This is a genomic window from Streptomyces sp. NPDC001868 (assembly GCF_040297125.1).
GTDB lineage: Bacteria > Actinomycetota > Actinomycetes > Streptomycetales > Streptomycetaceae > Streptomyces.
In genome coordinates this window covers 556,263-580,664 of the sequence record NZ_JBEOYO010000001.1, presented here as the reverse complement: position 1 = coordinate 580,664, position 24,402 = coordinate 556,263, and the positions used below count along the sequence as shown (strand labels likewise).

Below are 24,402 nucleotides of genomic sequence, written 5' to 3'. Positions count from 1 at the left end.
CCTTCCGTTCTGCGGACGAGGGGCGACGGCCGGTCCCGGGCAAGGCTGCTCCGCGCAGGTCCGCGGGCCAACCCCCTATCGCCCCCGCACTCTCATTCCGGGGGCCTGGGCCGTGGCGACCCCTATCCGCAGGCCACCGGGGGCAGGGGTACCACGGAAAGAGGGTCGGGTACGCTCGGCTGGCCCAGGGCGTCGACCGAGAGGAAGCGACGAGAACATGCACGTCAGCGTGGCCCGAGCCCTGACGGAGGCCTGCCGATGACCGGTGGCGAAGCGCCCGTCCTCCTGCACACCGCCGGCCGGGCCGCCCATCTCACCCTCAATCGCCCGAGAGCCCTCAACGCCCTCAACCACGCGATGGTCCGCCTCATCGACGAGGCTCTGACGGCCTGGGAACACGACCCGGCCGTCGAGACCGTCGTCATCACCGGCGCGGGGGAGCGCGGCCTGTGCGCGGGCGGCGACATCCGTGTCGTCCACGACGACGCCCGCGACGGCGACGGCACCGCCTCGGCCGCGTTCTGGCGGGACGAGTACCACCTCAACGCCCGCATCGCCCGCTACCCCAAGCCGTACGTCGCCGTCATGGACGGGATCGTGATGGGCGGCGGCGTCGGTGTCTCCGCGCACGGCAGCGTCCGGATCGTCACCGAACGGTCGAGGATCGCCATGCCCGAGACCGGCATCGGCTTCGTACCGGACGTCGGCGGCACCCATCTGCTGGCCCTGGCCCCGGGCGAACTGGGCACCCTCCTCGCCCTGACGGGCACCCAGATCGGCGCGGGCGACGCCCTGCTGTGCGGACTCGCCGACCACTACGTACCGTCCGGCTCGCTCCGGGACTTCGTCGACGACCTCGCCGACCTGCCCGTCGGTGCGGCCCTCGACCGGCATGTGCGGCCCGCGCCCGACGGGGAGTTGGCCGGGCGGCGGGAGTGGATCGACGCCTGCTTCGCCGCCGACACGGCCGAGGAGATCGTCCGGCGGCTCCTCGCCCACGGCGATCCGGCGGCGAATGAGACCGCCGAGACCCTGCTCGCCAAGTCGCCCACCGCCGTCAAGGTCACCCTCGCCGCCATGCGCCGCGCCCGGCGGCTCGGCTCCCTGGAGCGGGTGCTGGAGCAGGAGTACCGCGTCTCCTGCGCGGCCCTGGCCACCGCCGACCTGGTCGAGGGCGTCCGCGCCCAGGTCATCGACAAGGACCGCGACCCCCGCTGGTCCCCGCCCGCCCTCGCCGACGTCACCGACGCCGACGTGGAGCGCTTCTTCGCACCGCTGGGCGACCGCGAACTCGGCCTCGCCCAGCCCGACTTCAGGCAGGAGACGGCCTCGTGAGCGCGCCCGACCGCACACCGCCGCCCACCGAACGACACCCGGCGTCGCCGTCCACGGAACCACACCCGGCGTCCGCCGGTATACGGATCAGACCGGGCGGCCCGGCCGACGCCCCGGTCGTCCTCCGGATGCTCGACGGGGCCGTGGCCTGGATGAACGAGCGCGGCAACACCGTGCAGTGGGGCACCATCCCGTACTCGGAGCGGGCCGACGGACCGGCACGCGTCGAGCGGTACACCACCGAGAACACCCCGTACATCGCGGAGCTGGACGGCACACCCGTCGGCGCCCTGGTGCTGGACTCGGGCCCCAGCCCGCAGATGCCGATCGCACCGGCCGGGGAACCCGAGCGCTACGTCCGGCTGCTGGTCTCCGACCGCCACCACGCGGGCCTGGGCATCGGCGCGGCCCTCCTCACCCACGCCGCCGAGGAGACCCGCCGGGCCGGCGTAGGGCTCCTCCGCGTCGACTGCTGGGCGGGCGACGGCGGCCGTCTCGTCGCGTTCTACGAACGCAACGGCTTCACCCGCACCGCGAGCTTCCTCTCCGGCACCTGGCCGGGCCAGGTCCTGGCCCGCCGACTGCCGCCGGGGCGGCGGACGCCGTCACCCCGGTGACCGCCGGGGCACCCACCGGAGAGCAGGTCAGTGGGCGATGCCGTCGATGAGGTCACGGGCACCCTGGCGGAGCAGAGCGACCGCGACGGAGGTGCCGAGGGTCGCCGGGTCGAGGCGGCCGGCCCACTCGTGGGCGTGCAGGACCGTCTTGCCGTCGGGGGTGAACACGGAGGCGCGCAGGGAGAGTTCGCCGCTCCGGTCCGTGCGGGCGAACCCGGCGATGGGGCTGTTGCAGTGGCCCTGGAGGACATGCAGGAACATCCGCTCGGCGAGGGTCTCGCGGTGGGTGTCCGGGTCGCCGAGGCCGCTGACGGTGTCGATGGTGTCGGTGTCGTCCTCCCGGCACTGCAGCGCCAGGACACCCGCGCCGATCGGCGGCATCATCGTCTCCACGGACAGGATCTCGCTGATCACATCCGCGCGCCCGATCCGCTCCAGCCCGGACACGGCCAGCAGCAGCGCGTCCGCCTCACCGGCGGCGAGCTTCTCCAGCCGGCGGTTGGCGTTGCCGCGGAACGGCACACAGTCCAGGTGCGGGTGGGAAGCGGTGAGTTGCGCGGTACGCCGTACGGAGGAAGTGCCGATACGGGTCCCCGCGGGCAGCTCGTCCAGGGTGCGCCCGGCGGGGTCCACGAGCGCGTCACGGATGTCGTCCCGCTTCAGGAACGCGGCGAACATCGTGCCGGCCGGGAGCGGCCGGTCGGCGGGAATGTCCTTCACACAGTGCACGGCGAGATCCGCCTCGCCCGCGACGAGCGCGGCGTCGACCTCCTTGGTGAAGGCCCCCTTGCCCTCGACCTGGGAGAGATCGCCCATCCACTTGTCCCCGGTCGTCTTCACGGGGACCACTTCGGTGCGCAGCGCCGGGTGCAGCACGGCGAGTTCGGCGCGTACGCGCTCCACCTGGGCCAGAGCCATGGGCGAGTCTCGGGAAACGATACGAATCAGGTCCTGCGACATGAAGGCACGATAGCCCCTCGGACCGGGCCCCGATGACCACCCCCGACCCCTGTCCTGACCCCACCTTCTACGATCAGCCCACCGACCTGCGCGGACGACCGACCCCTACGTCCGGCGCCGGCGACCGGCCTCACACATCCGCCCGCCGGTACTGCCCGAGAAAGTCGAACTCCCCGTCGACCGCGCGGAACAGGAACAGCGCGTCGTGGTTGTAGCCGTTGGCCGAGGTGTACGCGATGTTCCGGCTGATGCCCTGGTAGGTCACCTCGTGCATCCGGCGGACGATCGCGCCGCGCTCCCTCAGGGGTGAGTCGCGGCTGTTCACACACGCCTCGGCCAGGAACAGCACCGCGTCGTACGCCTCCGCCGCGTACGGGCCGGGGCGCTCCCCGTACCGTGCCTCGTACGCCTCGGTGAAGGCGCGGGCCGCCGGGGTGGCCGTCGGATCGATGAACGTGGTGGCGAACACCCAGCCGTCGCCGGCCCGGCCCGCGCTCTTCAGGAACCGTGCGCCGAAGGCCCGTTGGGTCGCGACCCGGGCCCCGGAGAACCCGGCCCCGCCCAGCGCCGCCGCGAAGGCGCCCGCCCTCTCCTGGCCTCCGCTGAACACGACCGCGTCCGCCCGGGCCGCGACCACCTGCCCGGCGAGCGCGGTGTGGTCGAGCTTCCCGGCGGCGACACTCGTGACGTTCGCGTCCCTCCCGTCCCGGTCCAGTGCGCGCTGGATGTCGGCGCAGAGGGTCCAGGCGAAGTCGCCCTCGGACCGGTCCTCGACCAGGAACACCTTGCGGGCGTCGGCCCTGCCCGTGAGATAGGCGATGCAGGGGGCGGCGAGCAACTGGTCGGTCGGTGACAGTTGCGCATGCGAACGGAGTGTGGGCAGGTCGGCGTCCCCGGCCTGGGGTGAGCCCCCCACCGACACCGAGACGACGGGCATCACACCCTTCACGTACGTGGTCGCCGCCGCGAGGAAACAGCCGTCCGTGGTCGGGCCCAGCACCGCGAGGACCCGCTTATCCGCGGCCAGTTGCCCGGCCCGCTCCCGGCTCCGTCCGGGCTCGCCCCCGTCGTCGTACGCCCGCAGCTTCAATCGGAGCGGCCGGTCGGCGTCGGCGTTGACGTGCGCGACGGCCAGCCGGGCGCCGTTGAGCTGGGCGCGCCCGTCCTCGCCCGCCGCGCCGGACAGGTCGCCCTGGAAGGCCACGGAGAGTTCGGCGCGCGGGGCGGACGAGGACGAGGCACCCCCGCCGGCCCTCCGCTCGCCCCGGTTGCTCCACCACCAGGCTCCGCCCCCGGCCGCCAGCACCCCGGCCGCCCCCGTGGAGCCGAGCGCCAGGAACGCGCGGCGGGTCGTGGCCGGGCGGCCTGCCTGCGGCTCCTTGAGGGACGTCACCGTCACCTCACCGGAGTCCACCACCTCACCGGAGTCAACCGGCCCGGGCGCGACCGCGTCCGAGCCCGCAGCGACCGGGGCGGCGCCCGCAGACCCCCGCGCGACCGCGTCGGCGCCCGCCGAATCGTTCGCGACCGCGACCATGCCCGTCGGCGCGGACACCCGCGTCGGCTCGATCGCGCCCATGGCGAGCACCGCCGCCGACCGGTCCGCGATCAGCCGGGTCACCGGCTCCGGCAGCCACCGCTCCCGGTCGGCGGGTACGGCCGCCTCCAGCGCCGCACCGACCTCGACGGCGGTCGGCCGCCGCGCCGGATCCTTGTCCAGACACGCCCGTACGACCGGCTCCAGCGCCTCCGGGATGCCGGGCAGCTCCGGTTCGTCGTAGACCGTGCGCAACAGCATCCCGGCCGCCGCGCCGCCGCCGAACGGCCGTACGCCGGTGGCCGCGTAGGCCAGGACACAGCCCAGCGAGAAGACATCGCTGGGCGGCCCGATCCCGGCGCTCCGCGCCCGCGCCTGCTCGGGCGACAGGAAGCCGGGGGAGCCCACGATGACGCCGGTGGACGTCAGCGCCGTACCCTCCGGGGTGCGCGCGATACCGAAGTCGATGAGCCGGGGCCCGTCCGGGGCGAGCAGTACATTGCCCGGCTTGACGTCGCGGTGCACCAGCCCCGCCCGGTGCACCGCGTCCAGCGCTTCGGCGAGCCGCAGCCCCAGCACGCACACGGACGCGGGGGACCACGGCCCGTACCCCTCCAGGGTCTCCGCGAGCGAGGGGCCCGGTACGAACGCGGTCGCCAGCCACGGATCCTCCGCGTCGGCGTCCGCGCCCAGCAGCGGGACCACCCAGGGGCTGTCCACCTGCCGGGCGACCTCGATCTCCCGGCGGAACCTGGCCCGGAACCCCGCGTCGTCCGCATACGACGCCCGTACCACCTTGACCGCGGCGAAGGCCCCGCCCGGCGCGCGGGCCAGGAAGACGACGCCCATGCCGCCGACGCCGAGCCGTCGCAACAGGCGGTAGTCGCCCAGCCGCGACGGATCGGCGGTGCGCAGCGGCTCCATCAGGCCGTCAGCGGCGCGGGGCCGCCGTACACGAACGCTCCGTCCTCGACGCGCCAGAGGTAGCCGCCGGTGCCGTCGATGACCAGCTGACCGTTCTTCTGGAACCCGTACGTCCGGGTGATGCCCCGGTACTTGGCGGCCCGCAACGCGGCGAGCAGTTCCTCGCGGGTACGGCTCTTGGACGGGAGGTGCGCGAGGGACTTGAGCACCATCGAGGTCACGTCGTAGGCCTCGGCCGCGTACCGGGGCGGCGCCTTCTTCCACCGCTTCCGGTAGGCGTCCGTGAACGCCTTCGCCTCGGGGATGCCCGCCGGGTCGACGACCGGCGCGACGATCGTCCACCCCTCGGCGGCCTCCTTCGCCGCCGTGACGAAACGCGGGTCGAGCAGCGCCGGACCGGAGGCACGGGCACCGGAGAAACCGCGCTCGTGCAGGGTCCGGGCGAACGACGCGCCCCGGTCGGGCAGTCCGGCGAAGGCGAACGAGTCGGTGTCGGCGGCCAGCAGGTCGTCCACGGTGTCGGCGAAGCCGGACCGCATGGTGCTGACCACCCGGGGGACGTACGGCTGTCCGGCCGCCTTCAGTTGCAGGCTCAGATTGCTGCTGACCTCCCAGCCGTAGTTGTCGGCCGCCCGGTCCACGACGACACCGACCTTGCGCGGCCGGGTGCTCCGCAGGAACGGGTCCATGAAGAACGGCAGCAGCGAGTCGGGCAGCCGGGTGCTCAGGAACGAACGGAAGCCTTGCACGGAGAGTGCGATGGCACCGGGGGACACCCCGAGCACGGGCAACAGAACGGCGTCGTACGCCGCCAGCGCCGACTGGGCGGTCGCGTCCGTGGTCGGGCCGACCACGGCGAGTACGGAGGGGTCGTCGGCGAGTCGCTTGGCCAGCCGGGCGGCCTCGGCCGGGTCGCCGGCGTCGTCCACGGCCCGCACGTCCACCTGGAAGGGGGCGTCGCCCCGGGCGTTGAACTCCGCGACGGCCAGCCGCAGTCCGCGCTCCTGGGCCTTGCCGGTGGCGCTCCGGTCACCGCTGAGGTCGCCGTGCAGCGCGACGGTGTAGGCGGGGCGCCGGGAGGAGGCGGAGGCGGCCGGCTTCTTGTCACCGGAGCCGCCGTCCCGGCCCAGCGCCCACCAGGTCGCGCCGCCGCCCGCCGCGAGGAGCACGCCCGCGCCGGCGAGGAGGACGCGACGCCTCGCGGGGGCCTCGGGGGCGCCGGTCGCCGCCGTGGGCAGGGTGTCTCCGGTGGCGGACGCCGGGGACGCGGTGTCGTCGTCGGAAGGGGAGCGCCGCGGACCGGTCCCGCTCGGGGCGTCGCCGTCCGGGGCGGCGTCCTCGGGCGGGGCGGCGGCCGAGATCTCGGTGTGGTCGATGTCCGGCAGCGCGAGCGCCTCCGTCGAGCGCCGGGCGATCAGCCGGACGACCTCTTCGGGGAGCCAGGACGCGGGGGTACCGCCGGGCGGGTCGGCGGGGGTATCGGCAGGCGTGCCCGAACCCTCCGCCTCCTCCCCGGGCAGCAACTCCCGTACCAGTTCCTCCACTCCGGGCCGGCGGGCCGGGTCCTTCTCCAGGCAGCGGGACAGCAGCTCGCCCAGCGCGGCCGGGACGCCGTCGAGGTCGGCCGGATCGTGCACGGCCCGGTAGAGGAGGGCGTCGAGCGCACCCGCGCCGAACGGTGGGCGGCCCGTCGCCGCGAACGCCAGGACGCAGCCGAGGGAGAACACGTCGCTCGGTGCGCCGATGGTCCGGTCGCCGCGCCCATCGGCCTGCTCCGGCGAGAGATAGCCGGGCGTGCCGACGACGAGCCCCGTCGCGGTGAGCGTGGTGTCCTCGGGCGCCCTGGCGATACCGAAGTCGATGAGCCGGGGCCCGTCCGGAGCGAGCAGGACGTTGCCCGGCTTGAGGTCCCGGTGGACCAGCCCCGCCCGGTGGACCTCACCCAGCGCCAGCGCCAGCCGGCCGCCGAGGATCCGCAGCCCGTGCTCGGTCAGCGGCCCGTGCGCGGCCACCGCCTCGGCCAGCGAGGGACCGGGCACGTACGCCGTCGCCAGCCACGGCGCCGCCGCGTCCGCGTCGGCGTCCACCAGCGGCACCGCCCAGGGACTGCCGATACGCCGGGCGGCCTCGACCTCACGCCGGAACCGCTCCCGGAAACCCGCGTCCTCGGCGTACTCCGCCGCCAGCACCTTCAACGCCACCAGCGAACCGCCCGGCGTCCGCGCGAGGTACACCACACCCATGCCGCCGGCGCCGAGCCGCCCCAGCAGACGGTGGTCGGCGATCCGCGCCGGATCGGAAGAACGCAGCCGCTCCATCAGCCCTCGCCCCCGCCCAGCTCGTAGCCCAGCCGGTCGAGCATGGTGACCGTGCCACGCGTCACGTACGGCTCCAGTTCCCTGACGGTGTATCCCGCGGCGCCCTTCAACGACACCGACACGGTCACCTGGCCGAGCCGGGTGACCATCCACCGGTACATGACCTCGCCGCCCCCGGTCAGATAGGCGCCGTTCTCCAGGATCGAGTCGTCGGCGTAGTTGTTGTCGCGTATGCCGCGGGGGGTGCCCACGGACATCAGCTTCGCGATCCGCTCGTCGGCGCGTACCTGCTGCTCCGGGCAGCGCAGCGCCTCCTCCAGCGTCTCGGACAGCTGGTCGTCGGCGCCGAGCACCGTCGTGTGCACCGTCACCGTCGCCGTCACCTTGACCGTGCCGCGCTTCCCGGTGCCCGGCAGTTCGCTGTAGAGGGAGACCGAGGCGAGTACGTCGTCGGGGAGTGCCCGGCGCTGCCACCGGCACTGTTCGTCCAGGACGGCGTGGGTGCCGGGAGCGCTGCGGGCGAGTGACTGCGCCCGGAAGCCCGCGCCCCAGTCCCGCGGCCGCATCACGACCGCCTCCGCCAGCGCGGCGCCTTGCTTCCCGGAACGGGGTACGCGATCCGGGTCCGCCACGAACGGCGTCGCGGACGCCGTCGACGCCGCCTGTTCGTCCTCCGCCTGTTCGTCCTCCGCCGACCCCTGCGCGGACGCGGAAGCGGAAGGCGTCGGCGACCCCGAGGCCTTGGCACCGGGCTCGGCCGCCCGCTCCGACGCCCCGGCGCTGCAACCGCCGAGAAGCACCGCCACCGCGGCCCCCGACGCGGCGGCCCTCAGCCGCCAACCACCTCTTCGCCCAGCTGTTTTGTCGTCCATCGCCGCCCCCTCCACCGCGATATCCCGTGCGTGACCGGTGATCGTACAGAGGTACGCAATCCCGGCGGGAGCGGTTCCCACGAGTCTCTTCGCACATTTCCGGGCCATTGACGCGGAGTCGGAACTACCCCACTCTGAACACATGTTCAGAACACATGTTCAGAACGCGGACCGGAACGCGGGTCCGAACGCGGGCCGGAACACGACCGGTTGTGGGGACGGCCGCGCCGACGTGGTGGTGATCGGCGGCGGAATGGCCGGCATGGCGACGGCGCTGCGCCTCCAGACGGCGGGCCTGTCGACGATCGTGCTGGAGGCGCACGGCCACGCCGGGGGCTGCGCCGGCTACTACCGCAAGCGCGGCTTCTCCTTCGACGTGGGCGCGACCACCCTGGTCGACTTCGGCCCCGGAGGAGTCGGCGGCGAACTCCTCGACACCGTGGGCATCCCACCCTTGGACGCGGAAGAACTCCCGGGCTACCAGGCGTATCTGCCGGACCGTCGGATCGTGCTCCACCGCGACCAGGCCGCCTGGCACGCCGAACGGCTCCGCACGCTCGGCGACAGCGAGCGGCACCGCGCGTTCTGGGACCTGCTCGACCGGCTCGCGCACACGTTCTGGCGGGCCAGCCGGGCGGGCGTACGGCTGCCGATCCGCGGCCCCGGCGACGCCCTCCATGACCTGCGGGCGCTCGGCTGGTCCGGCCTCCCTTACGCCCGCCACCTGAACCGGACCCTGGGCGACGCGCTGCGCGAGCACGGACTGCGCGGGGACGCCGCCTTGACCGGGCTGCTCGCCATGCTGGTCGAGGACACCGTCCACACGGGTGTCGACGACGCGCCCCTCATCAACGCGGCACTCGGGGTGACCATCCGGGGCGCGGGCCTCAGCAGGCACCACGGCGGTATGCACGGCTTCTGGCGGGTCCTGGTCGGCCGCTACAGGGAGCTGGGCGGCTCACTTCGCACCGCCTGCCGCGTCACCCAGATCCAAGGCGCCTCTGGTGCCTATCAATTGACGACTCGTCAGGGCGTCCTCCACGCCCGCCGGATCGTCTGCGCGGTCCCCGCCGCCACCACGGCGTCGATCTGCGCGGGACTCCCCGTCGCCCGCAGACTCCGGACCTACCTGCGACGCGACGCGGACGCACTCGGCGGCGCGACCGTCGTCTTCCTGGGCGTCCCCGAATCCGAGGTCGCGGGAGAGAAGTTGACGCATCATCAGCTCCTGCAGTCCTACGACCGCCCCCTGGGCGACGGCAACAACATGTTCGTCTCCGTGTCCGCCCCCGGAGACACCCTCAGCGCACCGCCCGGCCACCGCGCCGTGATGATCTCCACCCACACCGACCTCGCCGACTGGCGCGACCTCGACCCGGCCGCGTACGGGCAACGCAAGAAGGAGGCCGGGGAACAACTCCTGGCCCACGCGCGGCGGGCGTACCCCCGGCTCGGGGAACGCGCCGTCTTCGCCCAGACCGGAACGCCCCGCAGCTACGAACGGTTCGGGTTCCGTCCGCAGGGCGCGGTCGGCGGCGTACGCCAGCGCCTGGCCAACACCAACCAGCACGCCGTACCGCACGACCTCGGCGGCCCCGGCCTGTGGCTCGTCGGCGACTCGACCTGGCCGGGCCTCGGCACGGTCGCCTGCGTGCTGGGCAGCCGCATCGTCGCCGAGGGACTGCTGAAGGAGCTGAAGGAGAGGAGACGCGCAGGATGACCGCAGCCGCCGAACCCGGACCCACGGAACCCGCAGACTCCACGGAACCCACAGGTTCCACGGAACCCACAGAACTCGCCGAACCCACAAGCCTCACAGGCCCCACAAGCCCTCCGACCCCTTCGAGCCCCCCGGCCCCCGGCCTCCCCACCCTGGCCGAACTCGGCGAGGACCTGCTCGTCACCACGCGCCGGCAGCGGATCGTCGCGCTGGTCCGGCCGGGCGCCGGAGTGCTGGTCTTCGCCGGTGTGGTGTGGCTCGGCTGGTGGTGGCTGACCCCCGTGATCGTGTTCGGGATCTTCGTCGCCGTCGTGACCGTCACCCACGACGTGGTGCACCGCACGCTCGGCCTGTCGCCACGGGCCACCGACTGGGCGCTGTTCGCGATGGGACTGGCCCTGCTGGAGAGCGGTCACGCCTACCGCGCCACCCACACCCAGCACCACCGGCTCTTCCCGCACCCCGACGACCCGGAGGGCCACCCCGCCGAACTGTCCCTCCTGGGCGCGATCTGCCACGGCCCCGTCTTCCTCGTACGCCTGTGGCTCTGGTCCTACCGGCGCGGCCGGGACCGCCGGTGGCTGCTGGTGGAGGCCTTGGCCCCGTTCGCCGCGCTCACCGGGGGAGTGCTGCTCCTGCCGTACACGCCGGGACCGCTCCTCTATACGGTGATGGCGATCGTCGGGAGCTGGGTGTACCCGCTGCTGACGGTGTATCTGCCGCACCACGACTACGGAGACACCCCGTTGACGCAGACCCGCACCCTGCGCGGGAGGATCATCCCCGCCGTCTTCCTGGAGCTCACGTACCACCTGGAGCACCATCTCTACCCCCGGGTGCCCAGTCACCACCTCCCTGAGCTGGCCCGCAGGCTCGAAGGCCACTTCGCCGCCCACGGAGTACGGCCGGTGCGCGTTGTCTGAGAGCCGAGGCACCCGCGACCGTGTCCTGGAGGCCGCCCTCGTCTGTCTGGTCCGCAACGGCTACGGCGGGACCACCGCGCGGGCGATAGCCCAGGCCGGAGGCTTCGCACCCGGAGTGATCTACTACCACTTCGCGGACCTGGACGATCTGCTGGTGGCGGCGCTGGAACGCACCAGCGGGGCCCGTATCGACCGCTACCGGGCCGAACTGTCCGGCATCGACCGCGCCGTGCCCGCCGTCGCACGGCTGCGCGAGCTGTACGACGAGGACACCGAGACCGGACACATCGCCGCCGTCCAGGAGCTGTACGCCGGGGCGCGGCCCGGGACACGGCTCGCCGCCCAGCTCACCCTGGAGACCAAGAAGTGGGAGGACCTGGCCGAGGCACAGCTCACGGTCCTCCTGCGCGGCAAACCGCTGGCGTCGGTCGTCCGGGTACGGGTCCTGGCCGGTGCGGCGGTGGCCTTCTACCTCGGCATGGAAACCCTCACCCACCTCGACGGCGACCGCTCCCGCCCGGCCACCCTCTTCACCCAAGCCGCCCGCCTCGCCGCGCTCTTCGACCGTGTACCCCGCATCAAGAGGCGGGCGCGCAGGGTGAGATGAGCTTGTTCCCCATGATCCGACCTGGTCACGGTGGCCGGGATGTCTAGCCGTGTGAGGTCTCGGCCACGTCGACCACGTCGACCACTTCGGAGCCTTCGCGACGCAGCCGTTCACTCCCCCAGGCGCCGAGCGGCCCGAGTGCTTGATTGAGCGTGCGCCCGTGCTCGGTGAGGGAGTACTCCACCCGTGGCGGTACCTCGGCATAGACCTTCCGGTGCACCAGTCCGTCTTCCTCCATCTCCCGCAGGTGCTGCGTCAGCATCTTCTCGCTCACTCCAGGCAGACCGCGACGGAGCTCGGCGAAGCGGCGTACGCGATGGGCGTCGAGTTCCCAGAGGATCAGGCCCTTCCACTTGCCGCTCACCACGTCGAGCGCGGCGTCGATACCGCAGATGTAAGGTCCGCGTCTCGGCGCCTTGGCCATCACTGTCCCCTTACTGAAAGGTAAGTACCGCAGAAAATAGTGGGTACTTCCGAGAGTAGTGGCGCTCTCCGAGCATGGAGGGGTGAACGAACAACAGCACCACACCACCAGGCAGGACAGCGCTGTCACCGTGATCGGTCTCGGCCCGATGGGCCAGGCGATGACACGCACCCTCCTCGCCGCCGGCCACCCGGTCACCGTCTGGAACCGCACCGCCGGCCGGGCCGACGGCGTCGTCGCCGACGGAGCGACGCTCGCGGCGACACCTGGCGAGGCGGTCGAGGCGAGTGACCTCGTGCTCCTCAGCCTCACCGACTACCAGGCGATGTACGACATCCTCGACAGCGCCACCGCGTCCCTCGCCGGCCGGACGCTGGTCAACCTGAGCTCCGACACCCCCGACCGCACACGCGAGGCGGCATCCTGGGCGGCGGGCCACGCCGCCGCCTTCCTCACCGGTGGTGTCATGGCCCCGGCGCCGATGGTCGGCACGGAGGAGGCCCATGTCTACTACAGCGGCCCCGACGAGGTGATGCAGAGCCACCGGGCGACATTGGCACTGCTCGGCACACCGAAGCACCTGGGCGAGGATCCGGGTCTCGCCCAACTGATGTACCAAGCCCAGCTGACGGTGTTCCTCTCCACTCTGTCCGCACTGATGCACGCCACCGCGATGCTGGGCACCGCGGGAATGAAGGCGGAGGAAACACTGCCTGAGCTGCTCTCCTCCGCCGACTCGATCGGCACCATCTTCAGGGCTGGTGAAGAGACCCCCGGCGCCGCGCTGGATGCCGGCGAGCATCCCGGCGACCTCAGCACGGTCACCATGATGGGCGCGACGTCCGACCACATCGTCGAGACCAGCACGTCACTCGGTCTCGACCCCGCGCTCCCCCTGGCCGTGCAGGCCCACTACCGGCGCGCGATCGAGAACGGACACGGCAGCGACAACTGGACCCGCATCATCGACAGCATCCGAAAGCCGCGCTGACCGAACGCGGGACTGACGAACACACTCCCAGCCGCGACTCCGTCCGGAGCTCACGCTGCCCGTGCATTCGGCTCGACCATCACGGAGCGTGGCGTCTGCCTCGCTCCGTGATGTGCGGTCGGGCCGCTCCCGCGGGTCGCCGGCCCGGCGTCCGGCCGAGCCGTCGGCGGGGCGATGCAGCAGAATCCTTGTATAGGGGCCGGCGCGGCGCCGGCCGTGGGAGTGACCGACGTGCTTGATGTCCCGCTCTGGCTGTGGGCAGCGTTCGCCGTGACGGTGGTGGTGTCGCTGACGGTGGACCTGCTGGCCCACCGCGGCGCGCACGTCATCGGTTTCAAGGAGGCCGCGGCCTGGAGCGGGGTGTGGGTCGGCCTCGCGCTGATCTTCGGCGCCGTCGTCTTCCTCGTCCTCGGCACGACCGCGGGAACCGAGTACACCACCGCCTGGCTGCTGGAGAAGAGCCTGTCGGTCGACAACCTGTTCGTCTTCGCCGTGATCTTCGCCTACTTCAAGGTCCCCCGCGCCTACCAGCACCGGGTCCTGTTCTTCGGCGTCATCGGCGCCCTGGTGTTCCGCGGCGTCTTCCTGTCCCTCGGCGTCGCCGTGGTCAGCCGCTTCACCGCAGTCCTGTTCGCCTTCGCCGCCGTCCTCTTCTACAGCACCTACAAACTCCTCAAAGAAGAAGAGGACACCTTCGACCCCGGAAGAAGCTTCGCCGTGCGGGCCCTCAGGAAGATCATCCCCGTACGGGACGAGTACGCCGGGGCGAAGTTCTTCGTCAAGGAGGCAGGCAAACGCGTCGCCACCCCCCTGCTCGCCGTGGTGGCCGCGATCGAGGCGGCCGACCTGATCTTCGCCGTCGACAGCGTCCCGGCCGTCCTCGCCGTCAGCGACGACGCCTTCATCGTCTACACCAGCAACGCCTTCGCCATCCTGGGCCTGCGTGCCCTGTACTTCATGCTCTCCGGCCTCCTGGACCGCTTCCACTACCTCAACACCGGCCTCGCGATCATCCTGTCCTTCATCGGCCTCAAGCTCATCCTCCAGGCGTCCCACAAGCTGATCAGCCCTGACATCCCGGAGATCCCCTCCCTGGTGAGCCTGGCCGTCATCGTCGTCGTCCTGGCCGCCTCCGTCATCCTCAGCATCCGCCGGCCCGTCACCCGCAAGCCTGACCCGCCAATGCCCCGAGAAACAGATAATCCTCCGTAATGAGGCGATATGGGCGAATGGGTGAGTATCGTTAAAGAATGGGCAAAAGTAGTCATGAGGCCAAGCGGCAGGCGGGGCTGATGTGCCCGGCCTGCAAGAACCGCGTAGACGCGATCATCACAGGGCGGCACAAGTCGCTCGGGATCTACGTACCGACGTGGGGCCCGGGCCCCTGCCACAACCCCGACTGCCCCGAGCATGTGGAGGTCCCGGAACACGCCAGAACTGAGGACCGTTCGTAGGGGGCGCCATGCCGTCCCCCGACCGCCGGCCGCCTGCGAGAGCGCTCTGACGCGTGGGCTCCGTCAGCGCGCGTCGTCCGTCGCCAACCTCCCCTGTGCGGTGGCGGGTTCACCGGAATCCGAGCCGAAGTCCGAGCCGGCCCCCGCCGCCACCCCGCTCCGGCGGATCAGCGCCACCCCCAGCACCGCGAGAAGCGACGCCGCCGACAGCGTGTACAGGCCCCCGTTCGTCGTGCCGGTCGTGTCCTTGAGGTAGCCGAAGAGGGTGGGGGAGACGAAACCGCCCAGGTTTCCGATGGAGTTGACGACCGCGAGCCCCGGGGCGGCGATCTTCAGGTCGAGCCCCGACTGGGCCATCGGCCAGAACAGGGTGGCCGCGCACTTGCCGCCGACCGCGGCCAGCGTGATGGCGGCGAGGCCGAACCAGGGGGAGCCCAGTGTGGCCAGGAAGGTGCCGGTCGCGGAGAGGGTCAGCGCGACGGCCAGGAATGGACGGCGGTCGGGGGCGCGGTCGGTGAAGCGGCTCATCGAGTACATGGCGATCACCGCGCAGATCCACGGGATCGCCGACAGCAGACCGACCTGGAACGGCGACAGCCCGCCGATCTCCTCGACCAGACTCGGCAGCCAGAAGGTGATCGCGTACCCGGTGAGGGCCATCGCGAAGAACACCGTGGTCAGCAGCGCGACCTGAGGGTGGATCAGCAGCTTCAGCCGCGACACCCGGGGGGCCCGGCTGCGCGCCTCCTCGTCCCGGGCGACCGCCGCGCTCAGCGCGTCCTTCTCCTCCCGGGTGAGCCAGGAGGCCTCCTGGATACGGGAGACCAGGAAGAACCCGGCGACGAAGCCGACGACGATCGACAGCAGCCCTTCGAGCGCGAACATCCAGCGCCAGCCGGCGAACCCGCCGACCCCGTGCAGCTCCAGCAGCGCCCCTGTGATCGGGCCGGTCACGATGTACGCGGTGGCCGAGCCGCCGAGGAAGATCGCGCTCGCCCGGCCCCGGCTGGAGTCCGGCAGCCACTGGGTGAAGTAGAGGAGGACACCGGGGAAGAAGCCGGCCTCCGCGACACCGAGCAGGAAGCGCAGCCCGTAGAACATCCAGACGTTGTGGATGAAGCACATCGCCACGATCACCAGACCCCAGGTGATCATGATGCGGGTCAGCCAGACGCGGGCGCCGAACCGCTCCAGGAGCATGTTGCTGGGCACCTCGAAGAGGGCGTACCCGATGAAGAAGAGACCCGCGCCCAGCCCGTACGCGGTCGCGCTCACCCCGACGTCGGCCCGCAACTCGTCCTGCACGAAGCCGACGTTCGTCCGGTCCATCTGGTTGATCAACAGCATCAGGACGAGGATCGGCAGCATCCGGCGCAGGAACTTGTTGACGGCACGCCGCTCGGCATCGGGTATCACGAGTTCTGACATCGTTGTCTCCCTCTGGTGATTCACATGTGTGAACCACCATCACGTACGTAGGAATGCGGGAACCATACGGAGGGCCCGCTTCCGGGTCAATGGGCTGGTTCCGAAATCATGTACGTGAACAAGAGGGTTACGGTGAGGGCGTCGGTGTGGCGGTCGGGTGGATGAGGAGCAGGGCGATGTCGTCGCTGCGCGGTGCGGAGCGGCGGGCGTGCTGGACGAGGGTGTCGGCGACGGCGTCCATGGCGTGCGGCCCCACCGGTTCGGCGCGGGCCAGTGCGCGGGCCAGGTCGTCGACCGCGTCGTCGATGTCGATGCCGGGGGCCTCGACGAGCCCGTCCGTGTAGAGGGCCAGTACGGAGCCGGGCGGCAGCGGGATCTCGGTGGACTCGTAGTCGGCGTCCGGGTCGATGCCGAGGAGCAGCCCGGGCGGGAGGTGGAGGGCTTCGGTGCGGCCGTCGGGGTGGCGCAGCAGCGGGGGCGGATGTCCGGCGGTGGCCAGACAGGCGGTGTGCGCGCTCAGGTCGAGGTGGACGTAGAGGCAGCTGGTGAACAGGTCGGGGTCGAGATCGGTGAGCAGGCGGTTGGTGCGGGCGAGGACCTCGTCGGGGGCCGCGCCGGCGGTGGCGTGGACGGCGGTGCGGACCTGTCCCATGAGGGCGGCGGCGTTGACGTTGTGGCCCTGCACATCGCCGATCGCCGCGGCGGCCGTGGTGGGGTCGAGGCGGATGAGGTCGTAGAAGTCGCCGCCGACGTCCATGCCCCGGGTGGCGGGGAGATAGCGGGCGGCCACGTCCAGTCCGGCGACATGGGGCAGGGTGTGGGGCAGCAGGCCGGCCTGGAGGTTGTGCGCGAGCTGCTGCTTGGTGTCGTACAGGCGGGCCCGGTCCAGGGCCTGGGCGATCAGTCCGGCGGTGGAGATGAGAACGGCGCGCTCCTCCGGGGCGAAGGGATGGGGCCGCTCGTAGGCAAGGAGGAGGGTGCCGACCGGGCGCCCCGAGGTGATCAGCGGGAGGAACGCCCAGGCGGCCATGGCGTCCTGGAGGACCGCCGGGGGGTAGGCGCGCTTGAGGTCGGCGAACGTGCCGAAGAAGGTCGGGACACCGGTGGCGAGGGCGCGTACGGCCGGGGTGTCCGAGGTGAGCGGGGCGGCGTCGAAGCGTTCCATCAGCTCGGCGGTGTAGCCGCGGTACCCGATGATCCGCAGCCGCCCCTCCTCCGCCGTCATCAGGGCGAGGGCCGCGGCGCCGAACGCGGGCAGGATCTGGTCGGCGACCTGGTCGACCACGTCGCGTACCCCGACGGCCTCGGTGAGCGTGGCGGCCAGATGCATCAGGTCGTACAGAAAGGCGGCCCGTCCGGGCGCGGCGGGCAACGACGCACCCGCCCGTGGCGGCGGTGTGACCGGAGTGTGGGCGTGGGCCGAGTGGGTGGGTGTGATGCGGACGCTGATGCCGGAGGCGTCCGGTACGAGACTGAAGGACAGCCAGCGGTCCGGGGGGCGCAGGGCGATGAAGGACACCGGTTCCCGGCTGAGCATGGCCGCCCGGTAGCTGTCCTCGGCGGCCGGGCCCGCCAGCCAGCGCAGCGCCTCCCACGGTTTGGCGCCGAGCAGATCCGGGATACCGGTGCCGAGCAGTTCGGCGGCCTTGGTGCTGAGGAAGGTGATCCGTCCGTCCACGTCGAGCGAGCAGCTGCCGCCGGGGAGGCGTTCGGCGAAGTCGACCGCGCCCTGTGCCTCGGCGGGCCCCGCGCTCCGGCGCCGCAGCATCGGCAGCATCAGCGGCTCGGCGGCCGGCCGTATCGGGTGGCCGCCGTCGGCCGCCTTCCGCAGGAGCTGCCCCAGCCGATGGCAGACGCCGGTGATCTCCTCCCGCTCCCGGGGGCTCGGCCGGGGCGGGTGCGAGGCCGGCCACTGCAGCACCAGGCCGCCCCAGGTGTCCGTGCCCGTGGCGATGGGAGCCGCGGCCAGTGTGAAGCGGTACGGCACGACCAGGGCCATCCGTGGATAGCGGCGCGCCAGCTCCTCCTGGCCGCTCACCCACACCAGCCGGCGTTCCCGCACGGCGTCGGACACCGGGGAGGACGACTTCAGCGCCACCCGCGCCCAGGGCATGGAGATCTCCCACGGCACCCCGCCCAGTACCGCCAGCTGCAGCACCGGCTCATCCGGCGGCAGCAGATACACCGCCGTCACCGACGTACCGCTCTCCCGGGCGGCCTCCACCAGCACGGACGCCAGCGCCTGCGGACCGACGACGCCAGGACCGGACACGCCCTCACCTGCCCCGAACCGGCCCGACGGACCGAGCGGACGGCCACCGAACGTCACCCATATGCGGACCATACGCCTCCGGCACGGCGACAGCATGCCGGTGGAGGCGCCCGCCGGGGGCGGGTGCCTGGGCGGGTGAGGGGAGGCGCCCGGCACGGCGGGGTTCGGTCGCCGAGGCGTCCGTGCCGTGCCGCAAGTCGACGTGCGGCCGTCGCACCGCCCCGGATCCATGGCCACAACTCCGCATTTCTGTAAGTAAGTTGGGGACCGGACGCCTCCCTGTGCGCCACACTGCCCATACGAACGCCACACCGTCCACCAGGGGGCGGGGGTGCACGGGCGGGAGTGCTGCATGGCCGGGCGGAGAGCAGCCCTGGTCGCGGCGGCGGTGGCGCTGCTGCTGGCCGGGTGTACCAGCGGACCGGACGACGAGAGCGACACGAAGGGCGAGCCGGGCGGGACCCCCACCGCGTCGCCCTCGCCCTCGGCCTCGACGACGCCCGTGAGCGGGCCGTACACGCTCGCCGAGGACCGGGCGCCGAAGACGCGGGCCGAGGCGGTCACGTTCGTCCGCGACCTCGACGTGCGCCCCGACTACTTCGGCGGCGGGTTCCGCAGACGCGAGCCGTACGAGAGCGATCCCGCGCGGTGGGCGGTGCTCGGGCAGGACTGCCAGTGGCGGCGCGAGGCGCTGCCGGACACCGTGCTGGCCAGTCTCACACGGGCGTTCGAACTACCGGAGCGGGACGGCAAGGGCCCGGTGCACGTGTCGGTGACCGTCACCGTGCACCGGGACATCGTGTCGGCGCGCCGCGACATGGCCGGGGCGCTGGAATCGGCGATGCGCTGCCCCGAGCAGCGGCTGAACGCCACCGACCGGGTGCGTGGCCTGTACTCCCAGATCGACGCGTACGGCGACGCGCGGTCCGCGATCTCCGAGGACGACCTGACCGAGAGCGGGGAGTGGCTGGCCGAGGGCGGGAAGGCGCATCCCTTCGACTGGTACAAGTTCCGGGTCGGACCGGTCACCGTCGCCGCGACCGCACGGCACGGCGCGGGCCGGAGCGAGGACGAGGACTCCGCCATCACCTCCGACCTGGCCAAGGGCGTGTCCTTCGTCGCCTCCGACGTCGACCGACAGGGCAGGACGGGAAAGACCGGCGAGACGGGGGGCACGGGAGCCACCGGCGAACCCACTGCGACGGAGGGTGCGGAACAGTGAGCGAACCGCTGCAGCCGTCCGACCCGTCCCGCATCGCCGGGTTCCGCCTGCTGAGGCGGCTCGGCGCGGGCGGCATGGGCGTCGTCTACCTCGGCCGCACCGACTCCGGCGCGCCGGCCGCCGTCAAGGTCATCCGGGGGGAGAGCACCGGCGACGACGACTTCCGGGCCCGCTTCGCCCGGGAGGTGGACCTGGCCCGCCGGGTGGACAGCCCCTGGGTGACGCCCGTCCTGGACGCGGACGCCGAGGCCCGCGACCCCTGGCTGGCCACCGCGTTCGTCCCCGGACCCTCCGTCGCCGAGGCTGTCGCCGCGCACGGTCCGCTGCCCCCGCGTGCCGTACGCGCCCTCGGCGGACTGCTCGCCGAGGCGCTGGACGCCGTGCACACGGCCGGGCTCGTCCACCGCGACGTCAAGCCGGGCAACGTCCTGCTCGCCGTGGACGGCCCCCGCCTGATCGACTTCGGTATCGCCCGCGCCGCCGACGACACGGCCCTGACCGCGTCCGGGCTGGTCATCGGCACCCCCGGCTTCCTCGCCCCGGAACAGGCACAAGGCAGCCCGGCCTCGTCCGCGAGCGACGTCTTCGCCCTGGGCTGCGTACTGGCGTACGCGTCCACCGGCGTCCCGCCCTTCGGCACCGGGACACCGGACGCCCTGATCTATCGCACGGTCCACGACGAGCCCCAACTCGGGGGAGTGGAAGGCGAGTCGCGGACCGTCGTCGAGCGGTGTCTTGCCAAGGACCCGGAGGCGCGGCCCACGACCGACGAACTGCGGCGACTGTTCGCCGAGGACGCCACGGACACCTTCGTGGACCGGCTACCCGACGCCGTGGCCCGGATGGTCGCCGCCCGCGCCGCCGAGGGCCTCGCCCTGCCCGACGTCGAACCCACCGTCGTGAACGAGGCGGACGGGACGGACGGACCGGCCGCCCCGGACACCCCTCCCACCCGGCACCCGGGACGCCGCCGTCTGCTGCTGGCCGGCGGCGCCCTGCTGCTCGCCGCCGGTGGCGCCGGAGCGGCGGTCTGGGCGGCGGACGACGACGAGGAGCCGGCCACGGGCACCGGGCGCCCCGTCTACGTCCTCGGCGTGCACACCTCCACAACGCCGGGTGACACCGCCGCCGGCCGGACCTGCGAACGCGCCGCCCGTCTCGCCGTCGCCCAGCACAACGCCTCGCCGAAGCAGGCCTACGACCTGAAGGTGAAGGTCCGCGCGGACCGGGGCGACGCGGACTCGGCCCGGGAGGTCGCCCGCGCCTTCACCGCGGACCGGGACGTCGTCGCCGTCCTCGGCCCCGTCGCCGAGACCCCGATGTGGAATGCCTCGGGCGTCTACGGCGAGGCCGGGCTGACCCATGTGTCCAGCACCACCGGCGAACACGGCTTCTCCCTCCTGTCGCCCAAGACCTCGTTCCAGAGCGGCACCGCCCACGCCGCCCTCGGCGGCTGGATCGCGCTGCACGCCCTGGTGGCCGGACAGGTACGGCCGGTCGGCATCCTGATCGACCGGGCCGGGGGCCCCGCCGCACAGAGCCAGGGCACCCTGCTGGTCAGGGACTGGCGCGACGCCCTCGGCGCCCGAGTCGTGCCCCGGGTCGTCGCCGAGAAGACGGACGACACCCCGAAGGCGGTCCGGGAGCTCCTCTCCGCCGGTGTCGAGGCCTTCGTCTACTTCGGCCCCCTCGACACCACCGTCCGCGTCGCCCGTGACCTGGCCGCCGCCGGCTTCACCGGGCCGCGCTGGATGGAACACCGGCTGTACGGCTCGGACTTCCCGCGCCGCGCGGGCGCCGCAGGAGAGGGCTGGTACGTGGTCACCTCGGCCGCGGACCCCTCCGTACTGGCGACGAAGAAGGCCAAGGCCTTCACCGCGGCGTGGCGCGCGCGGTACGGCGCCGCCCCCGAACCGTACGCCGATCAGGCGTACGACAGCGCGCGGCTGCTGCTCACCGAGTTCGCCCGCACGGTCCCGGCGAAGGCGGGCCGGCGACCGGCGCGGACGGCACTCGCCGAGCGGCTGGCGGAGGTGAAGTACGCGGGCATCGCCCGGACCTACACCTTCGACGACCAGCATCGCTTCGACAGCACCGTGGACGGCTGGACGGACGAGACATACGCCCACGAGGTCCGCGACGGGCGCTTCCGCCAGCTGGGTTCCCTCGGCGATCTGGACCGGGCCGCGCGGAGCGGGGCCTGAGACGCGCGGCGGGCGCCCTGCGGCCGGGCGCCGGGCGACGAGGGGGCGGCTGACATGGAACGGCTCCTTCCCGCCGACCCGTCCGTGATCGGCGGCCACCGGCTCGCGGGACGGCTCGGCGCGGGCGGCATGGGCGTCGTCTATCTGGCGCGCTCGCCGCACGGCGCCTGGTGCGCGCTGAAGGTGATCCGCGCCGAGTACGCGGGCGACCCCGGCTTCCGCGCCCGCTTCCGCCGCGAGGCCGAACTGGCGTCACGGCTCACGGGCCGCTGGACCGTCCCGGTCGTCGCGGCCGACGCCGACGCACGCTCCCCGTGGCTGGCCACCGCCTATGTGCCCGGTCCCTCCCTCGCCGACGCCGTCGCCCTGCACGGACCCTGGCCCGAGGCACAACTGCGCGGTCTTGGCGCCGCGTTGGCCGAGGCGCTGGACGGGGTGCACACGGCCGGCCTCGTCCACCGGGACGTCAAGCCCGCGAACGTCCTGCTGGCCGTGGACGGGCCACGCCTGATCGACTTCGGGATCGCGCGTGCCGTCGGCGCCACCGCGCTCACCACGGACGGCACCGTCGTCGGCTCGCCCGGCTACCTCTCGCCCGAGCAGGCCCGGGGCCGCACCGTCGGCCCGCCCAGCGACGTCTTCTCCCTCGGCTGCGTCCTCGCCCACACGGGCACCGGCAGACCCCCGTTCGGTACCGGCGGCGCGGCGGCCGTCCTGTACCGGACCGTGCACGAGCACCCCGACCTGGACGGCCTGCCGGAGGCCCTCGACAGCACCGTACGGCGATGTCTGGCCAAACAACCCGAGCGACGGCCGACCACGGGCGAACTCCGCGCGGTCTTCGGCGGGTTCACCTCCGACGGCTGGCTCCCCGAGGGGCTGCCCGCCCTGGTCGCCGCCCGCGCCGCACGCGTCCTCGACCTGCCGGTGCCCGACCCCACCGTGATCGTCGGACCTTCCCCCGTGAACGCCCCCGACGCCCCGCCCTCGCCCACCCGCCGGCGCCTGCTCGTCACGGGAGCCGCGCTCGGCGTCACGGGGGCGGCCGGGGCGGGCGCGTGGTGGCGGTGGGGCCAGGGCGGGGCCGAGGCGAACACCGGATCCACCCGGCGCTCCCGCCATGTGGTCGCCCTCCTCGGCAGCCCCGACGACCCCTTCCACACGGCACACGAACGCGGCGCCCGCCTCGCCGTCGAGGAGCACAACCAGGACGCCCGACGCACCGTCGACCTCGTACTGCGCACCGCCGACGACCACGGCACCCCGGCGGGCTCCACCGAGGCGGCGACCCGGCTCGCCGCCGACCCGGACGTGTCCGTGGTGATCGCCGCGGGCGGCGACGCCACCGTGCTCGCGGCGCTGCCCCCGTGCACCAAGGCCCGGCTGACCGTACTGGTCACCCGCGCCGACTCCGAGGAACTCAACACCACCAACCTCACCACCGCGCTCGTGCTGCGCTCCACCCTGACCCTCGGCCCGCACGCCGTGCTGCGCCATCTGAACCGGATCGTCAAACCCGCCCGCACGGTCGTCGTCCACGACCTGGCCACCGAGACCGAGAGCCTGCCCACGGTCCGTATCGCCACCGTGCACGCCAAGCTCGACAGCGAGACGGCCGTGGCGGAGGTCGCCGCCGACGAGGACTTCACCGCGGTCGCGCGCCGGATCGCCGCCCGGCCCCGCGACGCCGTCCTGTTCGCCGGAGTGAACCCCGACCGGGCCGCCGCCTGCGCCCGCGCGCTGCTCGACGCGGGCCACCGAGGCGCCCGGGTCGCGGGCGAACACGTCCTCGGCGCCCCCTTCCTCGCCGTCGCCGAGGACTGGCGCATCGGCACCGGCTACACCGACGCGAACGCGGACCCGCTGACCAAGGCCTTCGCCGCCGCGTTCCGTGCCCGCCACGCGGGAGCCGCGCCCGGCCCCTGGGCGGCCGAGGCGTACGACGCCGTCCGGTTCGCCGCCCAGGGCCTCGCCTCCGCCGGCGACGACGGCCGCTCCTCCCTGCGCTCCGAACTCCTGCGCCGCCCCTGGCAGGGCATCACCCGCCGGATGGGCTTCGACGCCGACTCGCAGTACTTCCAGATCGGCGACGACAGCGGTGGCTTTCTGTTCCGGGTGACCGGGGGAGCGGCCCGCTTCGTGACACGCTCCGACGACATCGGCAAGCGGGGGTGAAGCCCCGCCCGCCGCCTTAGCCACCCGGACAGGTCAGGCAGGTCAGCAGGTCGGACAGGTCAGACCGGGCCGCCGCCGAACCCGATCTCGTTCCCGTCGGGATCGTGGTACGTGACCTTGCGTACGCCGTTCGCGTAGGTCTCGCGCGTCCTGGGCTCCAGCCCCCGGCCCGAGATCCCGGCGACCCGGGCGTCCAGGTCGTCGACGAAGACGGTGTGCAGGGCATGGCCGCCGCGCCCGGGCCGGTGCTCGATGTACACATAGCGGTGCTCGGCCAGCTCCCACACCGCCTCCGTGTCGTTCGGGAAGAACGCCGGCGGGGAGCCGAACAGGCGCTCGTACCAGGAGAGCGCCGCTGTGTAGTCGTTCACGGGGACACCTGCGAAGAGAACGAGGGCCATGACCCCATGGTAGGTCCG

The 24,402-nt window shown here is 72.9% G+C and carries 18 protein-coding genes; 10 read left to right on the top strand and 8 right to left on the bottom strand.

Features of this window, described 5'->3' with window-relative positions:
* Positions 1-258 precede the first annotated feature (258 nt).
* A complete protein-coding gene (locus ABT147_RS02530; RefSeq protein WP_351401879.1) occupies positions 259-1,335 on the top strand; it encodes an enoyl-CoA hydratase/isomerase family protein in 1,077 nt (358 codons plus the stop codon).
* A 128-nt stretch (positions 1,336-1,463) separates the two neighbouring features.
* Positions 1,464-1,952, top strand: a complete 489-nt coding sequence (locus ABT147_RS02525; protein ID WP_351401972.1) for a GNAT family N-acetyltransferase — start codon at positions 1,464-1,466, stop codon at positions 1,950-1,952.
* Between the two features lie 27 nt (positions 1,953-1,979).
* Here ABT147_RS02525 and hemC read toward each other — a convergent pair whose 3' ends face one another.
* The 4 genes from hemC to ABT147_RS02505 all read right to left on the bottom strand — a co-directional run bounded on the left by hemC (position 1,980) and on the right by ABT147_RS02505 (position 8,563).
* On the bottom strand, positions 1,980-2,912 hold the full coding sequence (gene hemC, locus ABT147_RS02520; RefSeq protein ID WP_351401877.1) for a hydroxymethylbilane synthase: 933 nt from the start codon (positions 2,910-2,912) through the stop codon (positions 1,980-1,982).
* Between the two features lie 130 nt (positions 2,913-3,042).
* Positions 3,043-5,373 (bottom strand): bifunctional serine/threonine-protein kinase/ABC transporter substrate-binding protein, encoded by a 2,331-nt coding sequence (locus ABT147_RS02515; RefSeq protein ID WP_351401875.1) that lies wholly within the window; start codon positions 5,371-5,373, stop codon positions 3,043-3,045.
* Positions 5,373-7,691, bottom strand: a complete 2,319-nt coding sequence (locus ABT147_RS02510) for a bifunctional serine/threonine-protein kinase/ABC transporter substrate-binding protein (protein WP_351401872.1) — start codon at positions 7,689-7,691, stop codon at positions 5,373-5,375. Before ABT147_RS02510 ends, ABT147_RS02515 begins: the two co-directional genes overlap by 1 nt.
* A complete protein-coding gene (locus tag ABT147_RS02505; protein ID WP_351401870.1) occupies positions 7,691-8,563 on the bottom strand; it encodes a hypothetical protein in 873 nt (290 codons plus the stop codon). The genes ABT147_RS02510 and ABT147_RS02505 overlap by 1 nt, the downstream gene beginning before the upstream one ends.
* Positions 8,564-8,705: 142 nt before the next feature.
* Here ABT147_RS02505 and ABT147_RS02500 point away from each other — a divergent pair, with 142 nt between their 5' ends.
* Genes ABT147_RS02500 through ABT147_RS02490 form a run of 3 tightly spaced genes read left to right on the top strand, consistent with a single transcriptional unit; the run spans position 8,706 to position 11,813 of the window.
* Entirely contained in the window at positions 8,706-10,283 is a 1,578-nt protein-coding gene (locus ABT147_RS02500) for a phytoene desaturase family protein (RefSeq protein WP_351401868.1), read from the top strand.
* Positions 10,280-11,206, top strand: coding sequence for a fatty acid desaturase family protein (locus ABT147_RS02495; protein ID WP_351401866.1), 927 nt, complete (start codon positions 10,280-10,282; stop codon positions 11,204-11,206). The genes ABT147_RS02500 and ABT147_RS02495 overlap by 4 nt, the downstream gene beginning before the upstream one ends.
* Positions 11,199-11,813: a TetR/AcrR family transcriptional regulator gene (locus ABT147_RS02490; protein WP_351401864.1), complete on the top strand. Its 615-nt coding sequence runs from the start codon at positions 11,199-11,201 to the stop codon at positions 11,811-11,813. Before ABT147_RS02495 ends, ABT147_RS02490 begins: the two co-directional genes overlap by 8 nt.
* A 43-nt stretch (positions 11,814-11,856) precedes the next feature.
* Here the strand turns inward: ABT147_RS02490 and ABT147_RS02485 are convergent, their stop codons facing one another.
* Positions 11,857-12,237: a winged helix-turn-helix transcriptional regulator gene (locus tag ABT147_RS02485; RefSeq protein WP_351401862.1), complete on the bottom strand. Its 381-nt coding sequence runs from the start codon at positions 12,235-12,237 to the stop codon at positions 11,857-11,859.
* An 82-nt stretch (positions 12,238-12,319) separates the two neighbouring features.
* On the opposite strand from ABT147_RS02485, the gene ABT147_RS02480 reads away from it, so the two are divergent.
* Positions 12,320-13,228 (top strand): NAD(P)-dependent oxidoreductase, encoded by a 909-nt coding sequence (locus tag ABT147_RS02480; protein WP_351401860.1) that lies wholly within the window; start codon positions 12,320-12,322, stop codon positions 13,226-13,228.
* Between the two features lie 231 nt (positions 13,229-13,459).
* Complete coding sequence (locus ABT147_RS02475) at positions 13,460-14,440, top strand: TerC family protein (RefSeq protein ID WP_351401858.1); 981 nt, start codon at positions 13,460-13,462, stop codon at positions 14,438-14,440.
* A 305-nt stretch (positions 14,441-14,745) separates the two neighbouring features.
* On the opposite strand, the gene ABT147_RS02470 is transcribed toward ABT147_RS02475, so the two are convergent.
* On the bottom strand, positions 14,746-16,110 hold the full coding sequence (locus ABT147_RS02470; protein WP_351401856.1) for an MFS transporter: 1,365 nt from the start codon (positions 16,108-16,110) through the stop codon (positions 14,746-14,748).
* A 127-nt stretch (positions 16,111-16,237) separates the two neighbouring features.
* Complete coding sequence (locus tag ABT147_RS02465) at positions 16,238-18,382, bottom strand: SpoIIE family protein phosphatase (protein ID WP_351401854.1); 2,145 nt, start codon at positions 18,380-18,382, stop codon at positions 16,238-16,240.
* A 352-nt stretch (positions 18,383-18,734) separates the two neighbouring features.
* On the opposite strand from ABT147_RS02465, the gene ABT147_RS02460 reads away from it, so the two are divergent.
* From ABT147_RS02460 to ABT147_RS02450, 3 genes are read left to right on the top strand one after another with little or no spacing between them, the layout of a single operon-like run.
* Positions 18,735-19,604, top strand: a complete 870-nt coding sequence (locus ABT147_RS02460; protein WP_351401852.1) for a hypothetical protein — start codon at positions 18,735-18,737, stop codon at positions 19,602-19,604.
* Positions 19,601-21,808, top strand: coding sequence for a bifunctional serine/threonine-protein kinase/ABC transporter substrate-binding protein (locus ABT147_RS02455; RefSeq protein ID WP_351401850.1), 2,208 nt, complete (start codon positions 19,601-19,603; stop codon positions 21,806-21,808). Before ABT147_RS02460 ends, ABT147_RS02455 begins: the two co-directional genes overlap by 4 nt.
* 54 nt (positions 21,809-21,862) lie before the next feature.
* Entirely contained in the window at positions 21,863-23,983 is a 2,121-nt protein-coding gene (locus ABT147_RS02450) for a protein kinase domain-containing protein (protein WP_351401848.1), read from the top strand.
* A 59-nt stretch (positions 23,984-24,042) separates the two neighbouring features.
* Here the strand turns inward: ABT147_RS02450 and ABT147_RS02445 are convergent, their stop codons facing one another.
* On the bottom strand, positions 24,043-24,384 hold the full coding sequence (locus ABT147_RS02445; protein ID WP_351401846.1) for a VOC family protein: 342 nt from the start codon (positions 24,382-24,384) through the stop codon (positions 24,043-24,045).
* Between the last annotated feature and the right edge of the window lie 18 nt (positions 24,385-24,402).

Coding starts and splice junctions, on each gene's coding strand:
- ABT147_RS02530 (WP_351401879.1), top strand. CDS start 259: ATGACCGGTGGCGAAGCGCCCGTCCTCCTGCACACCGCCGGCCGGGCC.
- ABT147_RS02525 (WP_351401972.1), top strand. CDS start 1,464: ATGCTCGACGGGGCCGTGGCCTGGATGAACGAGCGCGGCAACACCGTG.
- hemC (WP_351401877.1), bottom strand. CDS start 2,912: ATGTCGCAGGACCTGATTCGTATCGTTTCCCGAGACTCGCCCATGGCT.
- ABT147_RS02515 (WP_351401875.1), bottom strand. CDS start 5,373: ATGGAGCCGCTGCGCACCGCCGATCCGTCGCGGCTGGGCGACTACCGC.
- ABT147_RS02510 (WP_351401872.1), bottom strand. CDS start 7,691: ATGGAGCGGCTGCGTTCTTCCGATCCGGCGCGGATCGCCGACCACCGT.
- ABT147_RS02505 (WP_351401870.1), bottom strand. CDS start 8,563: ATGGACGACAAAACAGCTGGGCGAAGAGGTGGTTGGCGGCTGAGGGCC.
- ABT147_RS02500 (WP_351401868.1), top strand. CDS start 8,706: ATGTTCAGAACACATGTTCAGAACGCGGACCGGAACGCGGGTCCGAAC.
- ABT147_RS02495 (WP_351401866.1), top strand. CDS start 10,280: ATGACCGCAGCCGCCGAACCCGGACCCACGGAACCCGCAGACTCCACG.
- ABT147_RS02485 (WP_351401862.1), bottom strand. CDS start 12,237: ATGGCCAAGGCGCCGAGACGCGGACCTTACATCTGCGGTATCGACGCC.
- ABT147_RS02470 (WP_351401856.1), bottom strand. CDS start 16,110: ATGTCAGAACTCGTGATACCCGATGCCGAGCGGCGTGCCGTCAACAAG.
- ABT147_RS02460 (WP_351401852.1), top strand. CDS start 18,735: ATGGCCGGGCGGAGAGCAGCCCTGGTCGCGGCGGCGGTGGCGCTGCTG.
- ABT147_RS02450 (WP_351401848.1), top strand. CDS start 21,863: ATGGAACGGCTCCTTCCCGCCGACCCGTCCGTGATCGGCGGCCACCGG.
- ABT147_RS02445 (WP_351401846.1), bottom strand. CDS start 24,384: ATGGCCCTCGTTCTCTTCGCAGGTGTCCCCGTGAACGACTACACAGCG.